At 63.5% G+C, this 17434-nt stretch carries 17 protein-coding genes; 6 read left to right on the top strand and 11 right to left on the bottom strand.

Going from position 1 to position 17434, the window contains the following annotated elements; all coding sequences use genetic code 11:
- Positions 1 to 3 precede the first annotated feature (3 nt).
- Both A9K71_RS11855 and A9K71_RS11850 read left to right on the top strand, forming a co-directional pair.
- On the top strand, positions 4 to 741 hold the full coding sequence (locus A9K71_RS11855) for a hypothetical protein (protein WP_066995121.1): 738 nt from the start codon (positions 4 to 6) through the stop codon (positions 739 to 741).
- Between the two features lies 1 nt (position 742).
- Positions 743 to 1369 (top strand): glutathione S-transferase family protein, encoded by a 627-nt coding sequence (locus tag A9K71_RS11850; RefSeq protein WP_066995117.1) that lies wholly within the window; start codon positions 743 to 745, stop codon positions 1367 to 1369.
- Between the two features lie 236 nt (positions 1370 to 1605).
- On the opposite strand, the gene alaS is transcribed toward A9K71_RS11850, so the two are convergent.
- Both alaS and recA read right to left on the bottom strand, forming a co-directional pair.
- Positions 1606 to 4275, bottom strand: coding sequence for an alanine--tRNA ligase (gene alaS, locus A9K71_RS11845; protein WP_066995113.1), 2670 nt, complete (start codon positions 4273 to 4275; stop codon positions 1606 to 1608).
- Positions 4276 to 4542: 267 nt separating this feature from the next.
- Positions 4543 to 5640, bottom strand: coding sequence for a recombinase RecA (recA, locus tag A9K71_RS11840; RefSeq protein ID WP_059185132.1), 1098 nt, complete (start codon positions 5638 to 5640; stop codon positions 4543 to 4545).
- A gap of 280 nt (positions 5641 to 5920) precedes the next feature.
- On the opposite strand from recA, the gene A9K71_RS11835 reads away from it, so the two are divergent.
- Positions 5921 to 6859, top strand: coding sequence for a carbohydrate kinase family protein (locus A9K71_RS11835; protein WP_066995110.1), 939 nt, complete (start codon positions 5921 to 5923; stop codon positions 6857 to 6859).
- Positions 6860 to 6906: 47 nt separating this feature from the next.
- Positions 6907 to 7824, top strand: a complete 918-nt coding sequence (locus tag A9K71_RS11830) for a pseudouridine-5'-phosphate glycosidase (RefSeq protein WP_066995107.1) — start codon at positions 6907 to 6909, stop codon at positions 7822 to 7824.
- Between the two features lie 3 nt (positions 7825 to 7827).
- On the opposite strand, the gene A9K71_RS11825 is transcribed toward A9K71_RS11830, so the two are convergent.
- The gene (locus A9K71_RS11825; RefSeq protein ID WP_066995104.1) at positions 7828 to 8151 is read right to left on the bottom strand and encodes a TfoX/Sxy family protein; all 324 of its coding nucleotides are present in this window, start codon (positions 8149 to 8151) and stop codon (positions 7828 to 7830) included.
- 89 nt (positions 8152 to 8240) lie between these two features.
- On the opposite strand from A9K71_RS11825, the gene A9K71_RS11820 reads away from it, so the two are divergent.
- A complete protein-coding gene (locus A9K71_RS11820; protein WP_066995302.1) occupies positions 8241 to 8738 on the top strand; it encodes a GFA family protein in 498 nt (165 codons plus the stop codon).
- A gap of 8 nt (positions 8739 to 8746) precedes the next feature.
- Here the strand turns inward: A9K71_RS11820 and A9K71_RS11815 are convergent, their stop codons facing one another.
- From A9K71_RS11815 to A9K71_RS11780, 8 genes are all read right to left on the bottom strand, one after another.
- Positions 8747 to 9265: a DUF2199 domain-containing protein gene (locus A9K71_RS11815; protein ID WP_082980469.1), complete on the bottom strand. Its 519-nt coding sequence runs from the start codon at positions 9263 to 9265 to the stop codon at positions 8747 to 8749.
- Positions 9266 to 9652, bottom strand: coding sequence for a Fe-S cluster assembly scaffold SufA (gene sufA, locus A9K71_RS11810; RefSeq protein ID WP_066995098.1), 387 nt, complete (start codon positions 9650 to 9652; stop codon positions 9266 to 9268). It lies immediately after the preceding gene.
- A gap of 108 nt (positions 9653 to 9760) precedes the next feature.
- The gene (locus A9K71_RS11805) at positions 9761 to 10153 is read right to left on the bottom strand and encodes an SUF system Fe-S cluster assembly protein (RefSeq protein WP_066995299.1); all 393 of its coding nucleotides are present in this window, start codon (positions 10151 to 10153) and stop codon (positions 9761 to 9763) included.
- 5 nt (positions 10154 to 10158) lie between these two features.
- The gene (locus A9K71_RS11800; RefSeq protein ID WP_066995096.1) at positions 10159 to 11400 is read right to left on the bottom strand and encodes a cysteine desulfurase; all 1242 of its coding nucleotides are present in this window, start codon (positions 11398 to 11400) and stop codon (positions 10159 to 10161) included.
- Between the two features lie 104 nt (positions 11401 to 11504).
- Positions 11505 to 12785 (bottom strand): Fe-S cluster assembly protein SufD, encoded by a 1281-nt coding sequence (gene sufD, locus A9K71_RS11795; RefSeq protein WP_066995093.1) that lies wholly within the window; start codon positions 12783 to 12785, stop codon positions 11505 to 11507.
- A gap of 25 nt (positions 12786 to 12810) precedes the next feature.
- The gene (gene sufC / locus A9K71_RS11790; protein WP_066995090.1) at positions 12811 to 13566 is read right to left on the bottom strand and encodes a Fe-S cluster assembly ATPase SufC; all 756 of its coding nucleotides are present in this window, start codon (positions 13564 to 13566) and stop codon (positions 12811 to 12813) included.
- Between the two features lie 27 nt (positions 13567 to 13593).
- Positions 13594 to 15111, bottom strand: coding sequence for a Fe-S cluster assembly protein SufB (sufB, locus tag A9K71_RS11785; RefSeq protein ID WP_066995087.1), 1518 nt, complete (start codon positions 15109 to 15111; stop codon positions 13594 to 13596).
- A gap of 237 nt (positions 15112 to 15348) precedes the next feature.
- Positions 15349 to 16509 carry a cysteine desulfurase family protein gene (locus A9K71_RS11780; RefSeq protein WP_066995085.1) on the bottom strand — a complete coding sequence of 387 codons (1161 nt, stop codon included), beginning with the start codon at positions 16507 to 16509 and terminating at the stop codon, positions 15349 to 15351.
- Positions 16510 to 16756: 247 nt separating this feature from the next.
- Between A9K71_RS11780 and A9K71_RS11775 the strand changes: the two genes are divergently transcribed.
- Complete coding sequence (locus A9K71_RS11775; RefSeq protein ID WP_066995082.1) at positions 16757 to 17431, top strand: alpha/beta hydrolase; 675 nt, start codon at positions 16757 to 16759, stop codon at positions 17429 to 17431.
- Positions 17432 to 17434: the final 3 nt, after the last annotated feature.

Here is a 17434-nt window from a genome sequence, read left to right as displayed (position 1 = left end):
GAAGTGCCGAGCCTTGTTGCCAGCGAAAGGGTCCGCCTTTGCGCTGGCAACAATGCCGACCTCTGCCAGGCTATTTTCAAGGTGCACGGGCTAAGCGACCGGAGGAGCTGCTCCGCCTGGTCCAGCGACGAGCAAGCACCTCTTTACTACCCCAATGCCGCCACGTTGGATGCCGATGACGTACCGATCCAACTTGCAGAAATAACCAGACTGAGATCTGTTCTTGCCGCCAGCTTTTCGGTCAAGGATGGGTTCTGCCGTCTGGATCTCCGACCGCTCGGGTTCAGCCAACTCTTCGAAGCAAGCTGGATCTGGATGGACCTAAGTCGTCCAACGACGACCCCCTCCGGTTGGGAACGCGTTCGGGACGCAGCCAGCTTGGAGATGTGGGAACTTGCCTGGACGGGTGGCGCAGGTCGCTCCAGCGGCCGTCTCTTTCCGACTGCAGTTCTGGCCGACCCCGCCATCGCCATCCTTGGCCGACGGACGGCCGACGGCTTCACCGCCGGCTGCATAGCCAATAGATCCGAGCTCGTGATCGGGTTGTCAAATGTCTTTGCCACGGATGGCAATCCGACCTATCGAGACGCTGTGCGAGCCGCAGCCAATACGTTTGCTGAAAGTCGCGCGCTAGTCGGGTATGAACGCGGCGGCGGGCTGGATGACGCACTGACCTGCGGCTTTCAGACCACCGGCACGCTGCGCGTCTGGATACGGGACAGCCAAGGCAAAGAGGAATGAAGTGGCAAAGCCTCTTCTCTACGGCGCCCACTACAGCGTCTATGTCCGCATCGCGCGAATGGCGCTGGAGGAAAAGGGCGTCGATTACGAGCTCGTCCCTCTCGACATCTTCGCGGCCGAAGGCATTCCGCCCTGGTATCTGGAGCATCATCCGTTCGCCCGCATTCCGGCCTTCGAGCATGACGGTTTTCGGCTCTTCGAGACCGGTGCGATTGCACGCTACATCGACGAGGCCTTCGCCGGTCCGGCCCTGCAGCCCAGCGATACGCGCTGTCGGGCGCGGATGAACCAGATCATCGGCATGCTCGATGCCTACGCTTACCGGGCCATGGTCTGGAATGTCGCCGTCGAGCGGCTGGAAAAGGCGCCGCCGGACGAAGCCTTGATCGCGCGGGGGATTTCGCAGGCGGAGACGGTGCTGCGGACGCTTGTTTCATTGAGCACCCCGGGCCCCTGGCTGCTCGGCGATCAGTTGACCCTGGCCGATCTGCACGCGGCGTCGATTATCGGCTATTTCCTCAAGGTCGCCGAAGGGCGAAAGCTGCTTGCGCGGTTTCCAGAAATCCGGGATTGGTATGGACGCGTTGCCGTTCGCCCGAGCTTTGCGCGAACCGAGAAAGCCGCCTGATTCGAGTGAACGTCCTCGACGCCGGCGTGCCCCTCATTGCCCTGCCGGGCATTTCTCCCCGTAAACGGGCCTAAATGAGGAGAAAGAGGCTGGGCGCGACGCCGGCGATTGGCGAAAATCGCGGTGACAGCGCCCTTCTCCCCGTTCGACGGGGAGAAGATGGCGGCTGCCAGATGAGGGGCAGCGCTACCCTCGGAGAAGGTGGAACTGGCTTAAATTGAAGCCCTGTAGCGGGCTTACGCGGCTTCGAGCGCCGCCTTTACCGCCGCGATGGCGTCGTCCGCCTTGGAGGCGTCGGGGCCGCCGGCTTGCGCCATATCAGGGCGCCCGCCGCCGCCCTGCCCGCCAAGCGCGGCGGACGCAACACGGACGAGATCGACAGCGCTGAAGCGGCCGGTCAAGTCGTCGGTGACGCCGACCACCACGCTCGCCTTGTTGTCCTCGCCGGCGCCGATAAAGACGACCACGCCGGAGCCCAGCGTCTTCTTGCCGGCATCCGCAAGCGGCTTCAGGTCCTTCGGCGCGACACCGCTGACCGCTTTGCCGAGGAAGCCGACACCCGCAACCGTCTCGTTGGTGGCCGGAGCATCGGCAACGGCCGCGCCGCCGCCAAGGGCCAGTTTCTTGCGCGCCTCGCTGAGCTCTTTCTCGAGTTTCTTGCGCTCCTCGAGCAAAGTCTCGACACGCGCCGGAACGTCGGCCGGCGAAATCCTCAAAGTCGCCGCGGCTGCCTTCAGGCGCTTGTCCTGCTCGTCGAGATGCCTGCGGGCCGCCTCGCCGGTCAGCGCCTCGATGCGGCGCACGCCGGCGGCGACCGCGCTGTCCGACAGGATGCGCACAAGGCCGATATCGCCGGTCGACCTGACATGCGTGCCGCCGCAGAGCTCGACCGAATAGGGACGGTTGGCCTTGGCGCCGTGCAGGCCGGTGCCCATCGAAACGACGCGCACCTCGTCGCCGTATTTCTCGCCGAACAGCGCCATCGCGCCCTCGGCAATAGCATCGTCCACCGACATCAGCCGCGTCGTCACCGGACTGTTCTGCACGACGATCTCGTTGGCCATGCGCTCGACATCCTCGAGCTCCTCGGCCGAGATCGGCTTGTTGTGCGAGATGTCGAAGCGGAGGCGATCAGGCGCGACCAGCGAACCCTTCTGCGCGACATGGGTGCCCAGCACCTCACGCAGCGCCTCGTGGATGAGATGCGTCGCGGAGTGATTGGCGCGCAGCTTCGAACGGCGCGCGTGATCGACCTTTAGCTCCACGGCAGCGCCGGTCTTGATCGTACCGCGCGTCACCTTGCCCAAATGCACGAAAAGCCCGTCGGCCTTCTTTTGCGTGTCGGTGACCTCGATCGAGAAGCCGTCGCCGGAAATCATGCCGGTATCGCCCATCTGGCCACCGGATTCGCCATAGAATGGCGTCTGGTTGACGACGACGGCAACCGCGTCGCCCTGCCCGGCGCTGTCGACGATCTTGCCATCCTTGACCAGGGCCTGGATCAGGCCTTCCGCCTCTTCCGTCTCGTAACCGAGGAAATCGGTGGCGCCGGTCTGCTCGCGCACCGGGAACCAGACCGTCTCGGTCGCCGCTTCGCCCGACCCCGCCCAGTGCGCGCGCGCTTCCGCCTTCTGCCGCTCCATCGCAGCGGTGAAGCCGGCAAGATCGACCGAGATGTCGCGTTGGCGCAGCGCATCCTGCGTCAGGTCGAGCGGGAAGCCATAGGTGTCGTAGAGCTTGAAGGCCGTCTCGCCATCCAGCATGTCGCCGGCGTGCAGCTGTTCCGTCGCCTCCGAAAGCAGGCCGAGACCGCGGACCAGCGTCTTGCGGAAGCGCGTCTCCTCGAGCTTCAGCGTCTCGGTAATCAGCGCTTCGCCACGCACCAGTTCCGGATAGGCCTGGCCCATCTCGCGCACCAGCGCCGGCACCAGCTTCCACATCAGCGGCTCCTTGGCGCCGAGCAGTTGCGCATGGCGCATGGCACGACGCATGATGCGACGCAGCACATAGCCGCGGCCTTCATTGGAGGGCAGCACGCCGTCGGCCACCAGGAAGGATGACGAGCGCAAATGATCCGCGATCACGCGGAAGGATGCTGCGTTCTCCTGGTTGTGACCGTGCCCGAGCGCCGAGCATGCCGCATCGATCAAATGCCGGAACAGGTCGGTCTCAAAGACGCTCTCCACTCCCTGAAGGATCGAAGCCATGCGCTCCAGGCCCATGCCGGTGTCGATCGACGGGCGCGGCAGGTCGATGCGCTCGTCTTTCGTCACCTGCTCATATTGCATGAACACCAGGTTCCAGAATTCGAGGAACCGGTCGCCGTCCTCCTCCGGGCTGCCGGGCGGACCGCCCCAGATATGCTCGCCGCGATCGATGAATATCTCCGAGCACGGACCACAGGGACCGGTGTCGCCCATCGCCCAGAAATTGTCAGAGGTCGGGATGCGGATGATGCGATCGTCCGAGAAGCCGGCGATCTTCTTCCAGTAACCGGCCGCCTCGTCGTCGGTGTGATAGACGGTGACCAGAAGCTTGTCCTTCGGCAGGCCGAATTCCTTGGTGATCAGGTTCCAGGCAAGCTCGATCGCGCGCTCCTTGAAATAATCGCCGAACGAGAAATTGCCGAGCATCTCGAAGAAGGTGAGATGGCGCGCGGTGTAGCCGACATTGTCGAGATCGTTGTGCTTGCCGCCGGCGCGCACGCTCTTCTGCGCGGTCGCGGCGCGCGAATAGGACCGCTTCTCCAGGCCGGTGAACACGTTCTTGAATTGCACCATGCCGGCGTTGGTGAACATCAGCGTCGGATCGTTGCGCGGCACCAGCGGGCTGGAGGCGACGATCTCATGACCCTCCTTGCGGAAATAGTCGAGGAATGTCGACCGGATCTCGTTCACGCCACTCATGGATACTGCCTTTTCGCGAAAACCGCCGGCCAGGCCGGCGGCAAATGGGCTTTCGTGTGTCAGAAGGTAGATTGGCCTTTTAGCCGTAGCTCTTGACCCTGTCCAGAAACACGGAACCAGGCCAATCCTCCGGCTGGGCGGCCTGTGCCCTCGCCCCCAAACGCAAACCGCCGGCACGAAGGCCGGCGGTTCGGACGCAGTACTAGGGAACTCGATTACATCAGCTTTAGATAATGGATCCGGATTATGGCCGAACTCCGGCAGTGCCTACATCGCGCCAGCCTCGTCCTCGAAGCCGTCGTCACCGCCTTCGGAGCCGCCGTTCTCGAGGAATTTTTCGGCGATCAGCCCGGCATTCTGCCTCAGCGCCAGCTCGATCTCGCGCGCCGTGTCCGGATTGTCGCGCAGGAAAAGCTTGGCGTTCTCACGGCCCTGACCGAGACGCTGCGAATTGTAGGAGAACCAGGCGCCCGACTTCTCGACCACGCCGGCCTTGACCCCGAGATCGACGAGCTCGCCGGTCTTCGACACGCCCTCGCCATACATGATGTCGAACTCGACCACCTTGAAGGGCGGAGCCAGCTTGTTCTTCACCACCTTGACGCGGGTCTGGTTGCCGACCACTTCGTCGCGATCCTTGACCGAGCCGATGCGGCGGATGTCGAGGCGCACCGAGGCGTAGAATTTCAGCGCGTTGCCGCCGGTCGTGGTTTCCGGCGAGCCGAACATGACGCCGATCTTCATACGGATCTGGTTGATGAAGATGACCATGGTGTTGGAGCGCGAGATTGACGCGGTCAGCTTGCGCAGCGCCTGGCTCATCAGGCGGGCCTGCAGGCCGGGCAGCGCATCGCCCATCTCGCCCTCGATTTCGGCGCGCGGCGTCAGTGCCGCCACCGAATCGACCACCAGAACGTCGATGGCGCCGGAGCGCACCAGCGTGTCGCAGATCTCCAGCGCCTGCTCACCCGTGTCGGGCTGCGAGATCAGGAGGTTTTCGAGGTCTACGCCGAGCTTGCGGGCATAGACCGGATCGAGCGCGTGCTCGGCATCGACGAAGGCGCAGATACCGCCCTTCTTCTGGGCTTCCGCAACCGTGTGCAGCGCCAGCGTCGTCTTGCCCGAGCTTTCCGGCCCGTAGATTTCGATGATGCGGCCGCGCGGCAGCCCGCCAACGCCGAGCGCGATGTCCAGCCCGAGCGATCCCGTCGGCACGGTTTCGATCTCGACCACCTGCTCATTGGCGCCGAGCCGCATGATCGAGCCCTTGCCGAAAGCGCGCTCGATTTGCGACAGCGCCGCATCCAGAGCCTTTGATTTGTCCACTGCCTTATCCTCTACAAGCCGCAAACTATTCTGAGCCATGATACATCACCCCTTGGTCGTCAATGAAGGCCGGACAATCCGTGATCCCTGCCAGTTTGTACCTTTTTTGTTCTCATCTGGCAAGAGGCAGCAAATGGCTGGAAAACAAACAATATCTGGATTTGTTCTATTTTTGTCTCACTAGAGATGGCGTGAACCAGTGCTGCTGATCCAAGCGAGATCTCGATATCCGGGCGGCCCGAATCGCGACCCGATTGCGGGGCGATGCGCGGAAACCTAGTGTGCGCACGCAAACAATCAACGAGGTCACCTCCGCGGCATGCCGACATCCCCAAACATCCTAGCGCTGGGCGGCGCCCATATCGACCGGCGCGGCCAGGTCTCGGGCCCTTACGTGCCCGCCGCATCCAATCCCGGCATCATGCGCGAGGATGTCGGCGGCGGCGTCTTCAACGCGCTGCGCAGCATTGTGAAGCGCGGCGTCTCGGCCTCGCTGCTTTCGGTGCGCGGCGGCGATGCGGCGGGTGAGACCGTCGCATCGGCGATCGACGAGGCCGGCATCGCCGACCTTTCGGCGGTGTTCCTCGACCGCACGACGCCGAGCTACACTGCGCTGATCGACAGCGAGGGGGAGCTGATCGTCGGCTTTGCCGATATGGGCCTTTACGACCTCGCCTTCCCCAAGCAGATCCGCCGCGCCAAGGTGCGCGAGGCGATCGCCGAGGCAGACGCGATCCTCTGCGACGCGAACCTGCCGACGGCGGCCCTCGAGCGCCTGGTTGCGCAAGCCGGCGACAGACCGGTTTTCGCCATCGCCGTCTCGCCAGCCAAGGTGGTGCGGCTAGCGCCGCTGCTCGGCAATCTTTCGCTGCTGTTCATGAACCGCCGAGAGGCGGCGGCGCTGGCTGGTGCGGATATCTCCGGCCGCGATCTTGTCGGGGAACTCAGGCGACTGGGCTTGACGGCAGGCGTGATCACGGCCGGCAGTGCTCCGGTGCTCGGCTTCGACCAATCGGGCGTCTTCGCCATCGACCCGCCCGCCCCGCGACGAGTTGCCGACGTGACCGGCGCCGGCGACGCCCTGACCGGAGCCACGGTTGCCGCGCTGCTGCGCGGGCTCCCTTTGCGGAGGGCACTGCGCGAAGGTGTTGCCGCAGCGATGCTCGCCATTGAGAGCGCCGAGGCGGTACCGTCTTTCACCGCCGGCAGTTTTGGCCAGGCGCTTGCCCTTGTGCACGAGGCGCGGGTGGTGGCATAGGGCCACAAACTATCTTGCCGGAGTTTTCTCCGGAGTGGAGAACGGACATGACGCCCGAGACCGCCCGCCCCTTCATCGACATTCATCCGCCAGTGGCGGAGGCGCTTGCCGCCGGGCGGCCTGTGGTGGCGCTGGAAAGCACCATCATTACCCACGGCATGCCATACCCCGACAATGGCGCGATGGCCGCCAAGGTCGAGCAGATCATCGCCGAGGGCGGCGCCGTGCCGGCGACGATCGCCGTGGTCGATGGCCGCATCAAGATTGGCCTGTCCGATGGCGAGCGCGAATCGCTTGCCATGACCGGCGACGCCATGAAGCTGTCGCGTGCCGATATCGGCTTTGCCGTCGCCCAAAAGCGCACCGGCGGCACCACCGTGGCCGCCACCATGATCGCCGCGCACATGGTCGGCATAAAGGTCTTCGCCACCGGCGGCATCGGCGGGGTGCACAAGGGCGCCGAAAAGAGTTTTGACATCTCGGCCGACCTCGACGAGCTGGCGCGCACGCCGGTCGTCGTCGTCTCGGCCGGCGCCAAGGCGATCCTCGACGTCGAAAAGACGCTGGAAGTGCTGGAGACGCGCGGCGTGCCGGTCATCGGCCATGGCTGCGAGACCATGCCCGCCTTCTGGTCCAGGCAATCGCCCTTCCGTGCGCCGCTGACGCTGCATGCGCCTGAAGATATCGCGCATTTCTACCGTACGCGGCGGGCGCTGGGCCTCGGCGGCGGCATACTAGTCGCCAATCCGGTGCCGCAGAGCGACGAGATCCCGGCAGCCGAGATGGACGGCTACATCCAAGCCGCGCAGAAGGCGGCCGAAGCGCAGAACATCACCGGCAAAGCCGTGACGCCGTTCCTCCTGTCGAAGATCTTGGAGCTCACCGGCGGCCGCAGCCTCAAGACCAACATCGCGCTGGTCGAGAACAATGCGCGGCTGGCGGCGGAGATAGCGAAGGCGCTGTAGGCCTTATCTGCCCGCGCGCCGCCCCGCTTCATAAGCGCGCCGCGCCCAGACCGCCATTTCGTCGGGATCGTCGAAGGCGCTGTCGGGAACGCTCCAATAGGGCATCGCCACCTCCTTGCCGTGCCGCGAGCCCGTATAGGTCCACTGGCTGCAGCCGGCGGCCTCGAATTCGGGGATCGTCTCCTCGTCGGCCTTCAGCATCAGTTCGCCGCGCACCACGACCGCGACGATGACGCCGTCGCAATAGATGCCCTTGCCGCCGAACAGTTTTCGGATGCTGATCGGCCCCAGGCTCTCGAACAATTCTTCGAGGCGGTCATTGTCCATGCCGCAAGCATCTCATCCGGCGTGGGCCTTGTCATCGCAGCAACCAACAGCATGCTGACAGGTTGAGACATGAAATGGAGTTTCGCGCCATGCCTGTCCTGCTCAAAGGCTCCTGCCGCTGCGGCGCCGTCCGCTTCGAGGTGGAAAGTCACACGCCCGTGCCGTTCATGCTCTGCTACTGCTCGATCTGCCGCAAGCAGCAGGGCGGCGGCGGTTTTGCCATCAATCTCGGCGCCGACAACGAAACGCTCAAGGTCACCGGCAAGCCCAATCTCGGCGTCTACCGCGCTGAGATCGAGGACGACGAGCATCCGCACTGCGAGGTCTCGACCGGCGAGCGCAATTTCTGCAAGAAATGCGGCGCCGCGCTCTGGCTCTACGACCCGACTTGGCCGGACCTCGTCCACCCCTTCGCCTCGGCGATCGACAGCGACCTGCCGAAGCCGCCGGAAAAGGTGCATCTGATGCTGAAATACAAGGCGAGCTGGGTCGAGCCGGCGATCGGCAGGAACGACAAGGTGTTCGAGCTCTATCCCGAAGAATCGATCGCCGACTGGCACAAGCGCACCGGCTTGTGGGTGGACTAAGCCTGCATCTAAGAGCGATGGGTTAGCGCAACCCAGCGCTCGATCTGCCTCACATCCACCCCTTCGCGCTGCGCGGCGACCAAGGGGTGGTCTGCATCATGCAGAAAGACCCTGGGACGCAGATTGCCGGGCTGAAACACAACATTGGCATGCAGGTGCATCGAGCTCGGATATTCAGGAATGTCGTGCATCAAATACCCGAAGCAGAGCTCGTCCTCATATTGGCCGCTATCATACCCGGCTCGATAGACATTCCAGCTTCTTTCCGAGACCGACATCCAAACACCGAAACAGAACTCTTCGGACAACTGAGGTACGGGCAAGGGCAGCAGGCAACGAATGAAGCGGTCTGTTTGCCCCGTGGCGTAGCTCACCACGCAAAAATCGTCGTTCTTGCGGAAGGTCGACCGAGCTACCTCGTCAAGCGCGTCTGGATTCACCGGTGCGCCAAAGGCTATATCGGTGGGAAGTCCGGTGAACTCCTGGTCACAGCAGGCACATCGCCAGCGATATGCCTCGGCGCTCACCTAAGCAGCGCTTGAAGCGCGCGCCTCCGCCAGCGCCTTGAGATCGGCCGGCTTCAGCTCGACGGATTCGCCGCAGCCGCAGGCCGAGCTCTGGTTCGGGTTCCTGAAGGTGAAGCCGGTTCGCAGCGTCGTCTGCTCGAAATCCATCTCGGTTCCGAGCAGGAAAAGCGCCGCTTCCGGCGCGACATAGACGTGCGCGCCGTCGCGCTCGATATGATCGTCCTTGGGGTTCGGCTCGGTGACCAGATCGACCGTGTATTCCATCCCGGCGCAGCCGCCCTTCTTGATGCCAAGACGGATCCCATGCGCGTTGTCGCGCGTAGCGACGATCTCACGCACGCGGTCCGCGGCCTTGTCGGTCATCGTGATGACGGCGAAGCGTCCCATGTCATTCTCCACGTTCGCGCGGGTTCAAGGCCCGCGGAATGAGTCTGCCTTTAAGATGGTGAAGTTTCACCTTTGCTGCAAGCCAGCCAACCTTAGTGGGGTCGCTGGCTAGTACCATCCAACCGCGACCTGCGCCTCTTCCGACATCCGGTCGGGTGTCCACGGCGGGTCGAACACCATGTTGACCTCGACGCCCGAAACCCCCTCCACGGCGCCGACGGCGTTCTCGACCCAGCCCGGCATCTCGCCGGCCACCGGGCAGCCCGGCGCGGTCAGCGTCATGTCGATCTTGACCGTCCGGTCGTCCTCGATGTCGATCCTGTAGACGAGGCCGAGCTCGTAGATGTCAGCCGGGATTTCCGGATCGTAGACCGTCTTCAGCGCCGAGACGATATCGTCGGTCAGCCGCGCCAACTCGTCGGCCGGGATCGCCGAGGCTGAGACGAGGCCGTTACCGGCCGTTTCCGGCGCGGTCTCTGCGGTGGTGCTCGCATCTTCCATGGTCGTCACCCGAAGAACTTTCGCGCCTTTTCCAGCGCATCGGCCAAAGCGTCGACTTCGGCCCTGGTGTTATACATGCCGAACGATGCCCTGCATGTGGAGGTTACGCCGAAGCGTTTCAGCAGCGGCTGGGCGCAATGCGTGCCGGCGCGGACCGCGACGCCTTGCCTGTCTATAAGCGTCGACACGTCATGGGCGTGGATGCCCTGCAATTCGAACGAGATGATGGCGCCCTTGCCGGGCGCGTCGCCGAAGATGCGCAGCGAATTGATGGTGCGCAGCCGCTCGTGCGCGTAATTCTTGAGGTCCGCCTCATGCGCCGCGATGCGCTCGCGGCCGACCTTTTCCATATATTCGAGCGCGGCGCCCAGCCCGATCGCCTGCACGATCGGCGGCGTGCCGGCCTCGAAACGGTGCGGCGGCTCGTTGTAGGTGACGATGTCTTCCGTCACCTCCTCGATCATCTCGCCGCCACCCATGAAGGGCCGCATCGCTTCCAGCATGTGCTTCTTGCCGTAGAGCACGCCGATGCCGGACGGTCCGTAAACCTTGTGGCCGGTGAAGACGAAGAAGTCGCAATCGAGGTCCTGCACGTCGACCGGCATATGCACGGCGCTCTGGCTGCCGTCGACGAGCACGGGAATGCCACGCGAATGCGCGATGCGCACGATCTCCTTGATCGGCGTCACCGTGCCCAGCGCGTTCGACATATGGGTGATGGCGACGAGTTTTGTGCGGTTCGTCAGCCGCTTCTCGAATTCCTCGATATGGAAGGCGCCGAGATCGTCGACCGGCACCCAGACAAGCTTCGCGCCCTGCCGCTCGCGGATGAAATGCCAGGGCACGATGTTGGAGTGGTGCTCCATGATCGAGAGCACGATCTCGTCGCCCTCGCCGATCCTCGGCATGCCGTAGCCATAGGCGACCGTGTTGATCGCCGAGGTGGTGTTGGAGGTGAAGACGATGTTGTCGGTGCTCGGCGCATTGAGGAAGCGGCGTACCGTCTCGCGTGCTTTCTCATAAGCATCGGTCGCGGCATTCGACAGAAAATGCAGGCCGCGATGGACATTGGCGTAGTCCTGGGAATAGGCGTGCTGGATCGTGTCGAGCACCACCTGCGGCTTCTGCGCCGAGGCGCCGTTGTCGAGATAGACCAGCGGCTTACCGTAGACCTGCCGCGACAGGATCGGGAAGTCGTGGCGGATCGCCTCGACGTCGTAGGGAGCGGTTTCGATCTTCTGGTCCATCACAAGGTCTTTCGAGGCTTCGCCTCACTCCGTCCAGCACCCCTCATCCGTCTTGGCGCTCCGCGCCAATTCACCTTCTCCCAAGTAGGAGAAGGGGGAAAGCGCTATCCGTGCGTCGAAAACCAGGCGTCGAGCCGCGCTTCGAGCGCGTCGACGAGCGCCTCGTCGTCCAGTTCCTCGATCACTTCCGCCACGAAAGCCTTCACCAGAAGGCCGCGCGCCGCTTTTTCGTCGATGCCGCGCGCCATCAGATAGAACAGATGGTTGTGGTCAATCTCGGTGACTGTCGCGCCGTGACCGCAGACGACGTCGTCGGCAAAGATTTCCAGTTCCGGCTTGGTCGAGAACTCACCCTCGTCCGACAGGAGCAGCGTGTTGCACGCCATCTTGGCGTTGGTCTTCTGCGCGTATTGGTGGACGTTGATGCGACCCTGGAAGACACCCCGCGCCTTGCCGGTCACAACGTTGCGGATCACTTCGGTCGAGGCGGTGTGCGGCACGGCATGATCGAGCACCATGGTGGTGTCGGTATGCGTGTCGCCGGCCAGAAGGTTGATGCCGCGCAGCTTGAAATCGGCGCCTTCGCCAGTCGTCCTGACCACGACTTCCTGGCGCACCAGCTTGCCGCCGGCGTTCATCACGAACACCGTCAGCTTGGCGTCCTTGCCGATATGCGCCTTGAACTGGGCAAGGTGCGTTGCCGTGTCCGGCTGCTCCTGCACGATCAGCCAGGTCACCTCGGCGCCGTCGCCGACCACGAGCTGGCTGACCGAGCTGACAAGCGCCTCGCCGTCTTCGCTTGCCTCGCCCGTCTGGCGCTCGACGATGATTGCCTTGGCGCCGGCTCCGACACGTGCCAGGAGCCGCACATGCGTCTGACCGCCGGCCTGGAGGTTCTGCAGCTCGATCGGCTTTTCCAGCTCGGTGCCGTCGGCGATGTCGACGAAATAGCCGTCGGCGACGAAGGCGGTGTTCAGCGCGCCGATTGCGTCATCGGCGCCATAGCGATCGAGCCCCGGCGCGATACTGCCGTCGGTGAGCTTCTCCGACAGGCGCTCCACCGTGACGCCTTCGATCTCGGGAGCCTTGGCGCTCGAAACGCCGTTCAGCACCGGCAGAACGGCCGAACCGTCGAGGACCGGATCGAGCGCCTTTGCGATGTCCCCGGCCTCGAAGGCCGGCACCGAGGTCAGCAGCCGGCGCAGGTCCGTATAATGCCAGGATTCGACGCGGCGCGTCGGCAGGCCGTGCTTGATCGCCTCGATCGCGTCGTCGCGCTTGACCATCACCGCGCCGTCGCCGGGCAGCAGCGACAGCCGCTCGCCGAAGGCGTCGATCAGCGCCGTTTCGGCCAATGTCCGCTGGGGCTGTGCGTGCATGTTCATTGCTCTTGCCTCACTTGGCCCCATCTCACGCGGCTTGCCCGATCACGCCGGCATAGCCGTTGGTTTCAAGATCGAGCGCCAGCGACTTGTCGCCCGACTTGATCACCTGGCCCTTGTAGAGCACGTGCACGCTGTCCGGCACGATATGCTCGAGCAGGCGCTGATAGTGCGTGATGACGACGATCGCGCGTTCAGGCGAGCGCAGCGCGTTGACGCCATCCGCGACGATCTTGAGCGCGTCGATGTCGAGGCCTGAATCGGTCTCGTCGAGCACGCAGAGCTTCGGCTCGAGCAGCTTCATCTGCAGGATCTCGGCGCGCTTCTTCTCGCCGCCGGAGAAGCCGACATTGAGCGGCCGCTTCAGCATGTTCATGTCCATGTTGAGCGAAGCGGCGGCGTCCTTCACGCGCTTCAGGAATTCCGGAACCTTCAGGGGCTCCTCGCCGCGCGCTTTGCGCTGCTCGTTCATCGCGACTTTCAGGAATTCCATGGTCGCCACGCCCGGTATCTCCATCGGATACTGGAAGGCGAGGAAGATGCCGGCGGTGGCACGTTCGGCGGGATCCATTTCGAGGATCGACTGGCCGTTGTAGAGGATGTCGCCTTCGGTGACCTCGTAGTCCTCGCGGCCGGCAAGGATGTAGGACAGCGTCGACTTGCCCGAACCGTTCGGGCCCATGATGGCGGCGACCTCGCCAGCTTTGACCGTCAGGTTCAGGCCGCGGATGATTTCCGTGCCGTCCTCGACGATGCGGGCATGCAAATTCTTGATCTCAAGCATATTTTTTTTCCTGAATATCTTCTGCGGTCAGCCGACCGAACCCTCGAGGCTGATGCCGATCAGCTTCTGCGCCTCTACGGCGAACTCCATCGGCAGCTGTTGGATGACGTCCTTGACAAAGCCGTTGACGATCAGCGCGATCGCCTCTTCCTCGGGAATCCCGCGCTGCATCACGTAGAACTTCTGGTCCTCGGATATCTTCGACGTCGTCGCCTCGTGCTCGAACTTCGCCGTCGCGTTCTTGGCTTCCATGTAGGGCACGGTGTGCGCGCCGCACTGGTCGCCGATCAGCAGCGAATCGCAGTTGGTGAAGTTGCGGGCGTTGGTCGCCTTGCGGTGCGCCGAGACCTGGCCGCGATAGGTGTTCTGCGAGAAGCCGGCGGCAATACCCTTGGAGATGATGCGGCTCGACGTGTTCTTGCCGAGATGGATCATCTTAGTGCCGCTATCGACCTGCTGATAGCCGTTCGACACCGCGATCGAATAGAACTCGCCGCTGGAATCGTCGCCGCGAAGGATGCAGCTCGGATATTTCCAGGTGATCGCCGAGCCGGTCTCGACCTGCGTCCACGAAATCTTCGAACGATGGCCGCGGCAATCGCCGCGCTTGGTGACGAAATTATAGATGCCGCCCTTGCCCTCGGCGTCGCCGGGATACCAGTTCTGCACCGTCGAATATTTGATTTCGGCATCGTCGAGCGCGATCAGCTCGACCACCGCGGCATGCAGCTGGTTCTCGTCGCGCTGCGGCGCCGTGCAGCCCTCGAGGTAGGAGACATAGGCCCCTTCTTCGGCGATGATCAGCGTGCGCTCGAACTGGCCGGTATTCTTCTCGTTGATACGGAAATAGGTCGACAGCTCCATCGGGCAGCGCACGCCCTTCGGCACGAAGACGAAGGAGCCGTCGGTGAACACGGCCGAGTTCAGCGTGGCGTAGAAATTGTCGGAAGTGGGCACGACCGAGCCAAGATATTTCTGCACCAGCTCAGGGTGCTCGCGGATCGCTTCCGAAATCGAGCAGAAGATAACGCCGGCCTGAGCCAGCTCCTTCTTGAAGGTGGTGACCACCGAGACGGAATCGAACACGGCGTCGACCGCGACGCGGCCGGACTTGTAGACGTTGTCGTTGGCCTCCTCCAGCTCCGAAGCGTCGGTCTTCCGCACGCCGGCGAGGATCTCCTGCTCCTTCAAAGGAATGCCAAGCTTCTCGTAGACCTTGAGCAATTCGGGATCGACCTCGTCCAGCGACTTCGGTCCCGGCGTGCTCTTCGGCGCCGCGTAATAGTGGATGTCCTGGAAATCGATCTTCGGATAGTGGACGCGCGCCCAGGTCGGCTCTTCCAGCGTCAGCCAGCGCCTATAGGCGCCCAGACGCCATTCCAGCATCCAGTCCGGCTCGCCCTTCTTCTCGGAGATCAAGCGAATGATGTCTTCGCTCAGGCCCTTGGGGGCCTTATCCATCTCGATCTCTGTCTGGAATCCGTATTTATATTGGTCGACGTCGATCTTTCGGACTCGATCGATCGTCTCCTGCACAGCAGGCATAAGCGTTCTCCATCCACGCCGGGGTCAAGGCCCGGCAGTTTTCAAACTATGGCACCGCAGAAACGCGCCCCAGGAAGGACTCGGCTGCGGAGTAAGCTCCATATAGTGCGTTCCGGCCGGAAATTCACCCGTCCAGACGAAACGCACGGCTCTACCAGGCCGGATGGCCTGAATTCGTTTTTCGAGCACCGGATTTCAAGAGCCGCCGGGGATCTCTTGTCCGATGCCTCGCCGCCGTCAGGCAGCCTTTTCTTTTCCACCCCGACGCGCGGCTATGCCCGCCAGAGCCGCGCGGAACGCCTCAATCTCCTCGGCGCCGGTAGCGCGGCCAATCGAGACGCGCAAGGCGCCAAGGCTCTCGCCGTGGCCCATCGCCTTCAGCACGTGGCTTGGCCCGACTTTCCCCGACGAGCAGGCGGAACCGGCCGACAGCGCAACACCGGCGAGATCGAAGGCGATCTGCGCCGTCTCGGCCTTGACGCCGGGAATAGCGAAGAATGTCGTATTGGCAAGCCTTGGCGCGGCCGCTCCAAAGATTTCCGTATCAGGGACGAGCTCCCGCACGATGGCTTCGACCTTGTCGCGACGGCGCGCGACCGCTTCCATGTCTTCCAGGCCGGCGAGTGCTGCCCGCGCCGCGGCACCGAAACCGGCAATGCCGGGAAGATTCTCGGTGCCGGCGCGATGGCCCTTTTCCTGGCCTCCGCCAATGATCAGCGGCTTCGGCATCATCAGGTCGGCCCGGGCGACGATGGCGCCGACGCCCTTCGGACCGCCGATCTTGTGCGAGGACAGGATCAGACAATCGGCATAACCGGCTGACATGTCGATCGGAATCCGCCCTGCCGCCTGCACGGCATCGACGACCAGCACGCCGCCCGCTTCCTTGACGACCTCGGCGATGCGTCCGATCGGCTGGATCACCCCCGTCTCGTTGTTGGCGGCATGGATCGCCACCAGCGGCAGGCCGGCAGCCTTGTCATGCGCGGAGAGCGCCGTAGTCAGCGCCTCGAGATCGGCAATGCCGTCTCGATCAACGCCGATCCTCGTCACCTGCGGCGCCGAGAACCGCCCGCCATTCAGAATGCAGGGATGATCGGCGGCCGAGACATAGAGGTGGCTGATGCGGACAGAGCCGCGCCCCATCTGCCAGTCGGGAGCAAGCAGCGTCGATGCGGCCTCCGTCGCGCCGGAGGTGAACACGACGTGCTCGGGCCTGGCATTGACCAGCCCTGCCACGTCGCGCCTGGCATCCTCGATCAGCCGCCGCGCCGCGCGGCCCTCGCTGTGAACCGACGACGGATTGGCGGCATCGAGCGCCGCGACCGCCGCCGACCGCGCCTCTGCCATGAGAGGTGCGCTGGCGTTGTAGTCGAGATAGGCGCGAGTTGCGGCCATTTTCCTTCAGTCGATCCTGTCAGCAGCCATTCCGCGAGGACAGCGCGTTATTTCCTTGAAATTGCAAGGCGAGCCGTCCTATTTACCCGGCTTGCGGCGCGGGCGGCCGAGAAAATGCGTTCTCGGCACCCAGTTTTGAACAATTCTAAACTAGCTTCTAGGAAGACGCTTGCCCGGCGTCAAGGCCACAGAACGGGCCAAAGGAAGAGTCCGGGCTCGCGCCTTCGTATGCCACGTGGAGTATTTTATGCCTGAGGTCATTTTCGCCGGTCCGGCTGGTCGCCTGGAGGGCCGTTACCAGCCTTCGAAGGAAAAGAGCGCGCCGATCGCCATCGTGCTGCATCCGCACCCGCAATTCGGCGGCACGATGAACAACAAAATCGTCTATGACCTCTTCTACATGTTCCAGAAGCGCGATTTCACCACGCTTCGCTTCAATTTCCGCGGCATCGGCCGCAGCCAGGGCGAGTTCGACCACGGTACCGGCGAATTGTCGGACGCGGCCGCTGCGCTCGACTGGGTGCAGTCGCTGCATCCGGATTCCAAGAGCTGCTGGGTCGCGGGCTATTCGTTCGGCTCATGGATCGGCATGCAGCTGCTCATGCGCCGGCCCGAGATCGAGGGCTTCATCTCGGTCGCCCCGCAGCCCAACACCTACGATTTTTCGTTCCTGGCACCCTGCCCGTCGTCCGGCCTCATCATCCATGGCGATGCCGATAAGGTGGCGCCGCCCAAGGACGTGCAGACCCTGGTCGACAAGCTGCACACGCAAAAAGGCATAACCATTACGCAGAAGACTATCTCCGGCGCCAACCATTTCTTCGCCAACCACGCCGAACTGCTGATCGACGAATGCGCCGATTACCTCGACCGGCGTCTGGCCGGCGAGCTCGCCGATCCACGGCCGAAGCGGCTGAGGTAGATT

Source organism: Mesorhizobium sp. WSM3873 (genome assembly GCF_001672445.1).
Taxonomy (GTDB): domain Bacteria; phylum Pseudomonadota; class Alphaproteobacteria; order Rhizobiales; family Rhizobiaceae; genus Mesorhizobium.
Note: the sequence above shows the minus strand (reverse complement) of the source record. Positions and strands in the feature narration are given on the sequence as shown.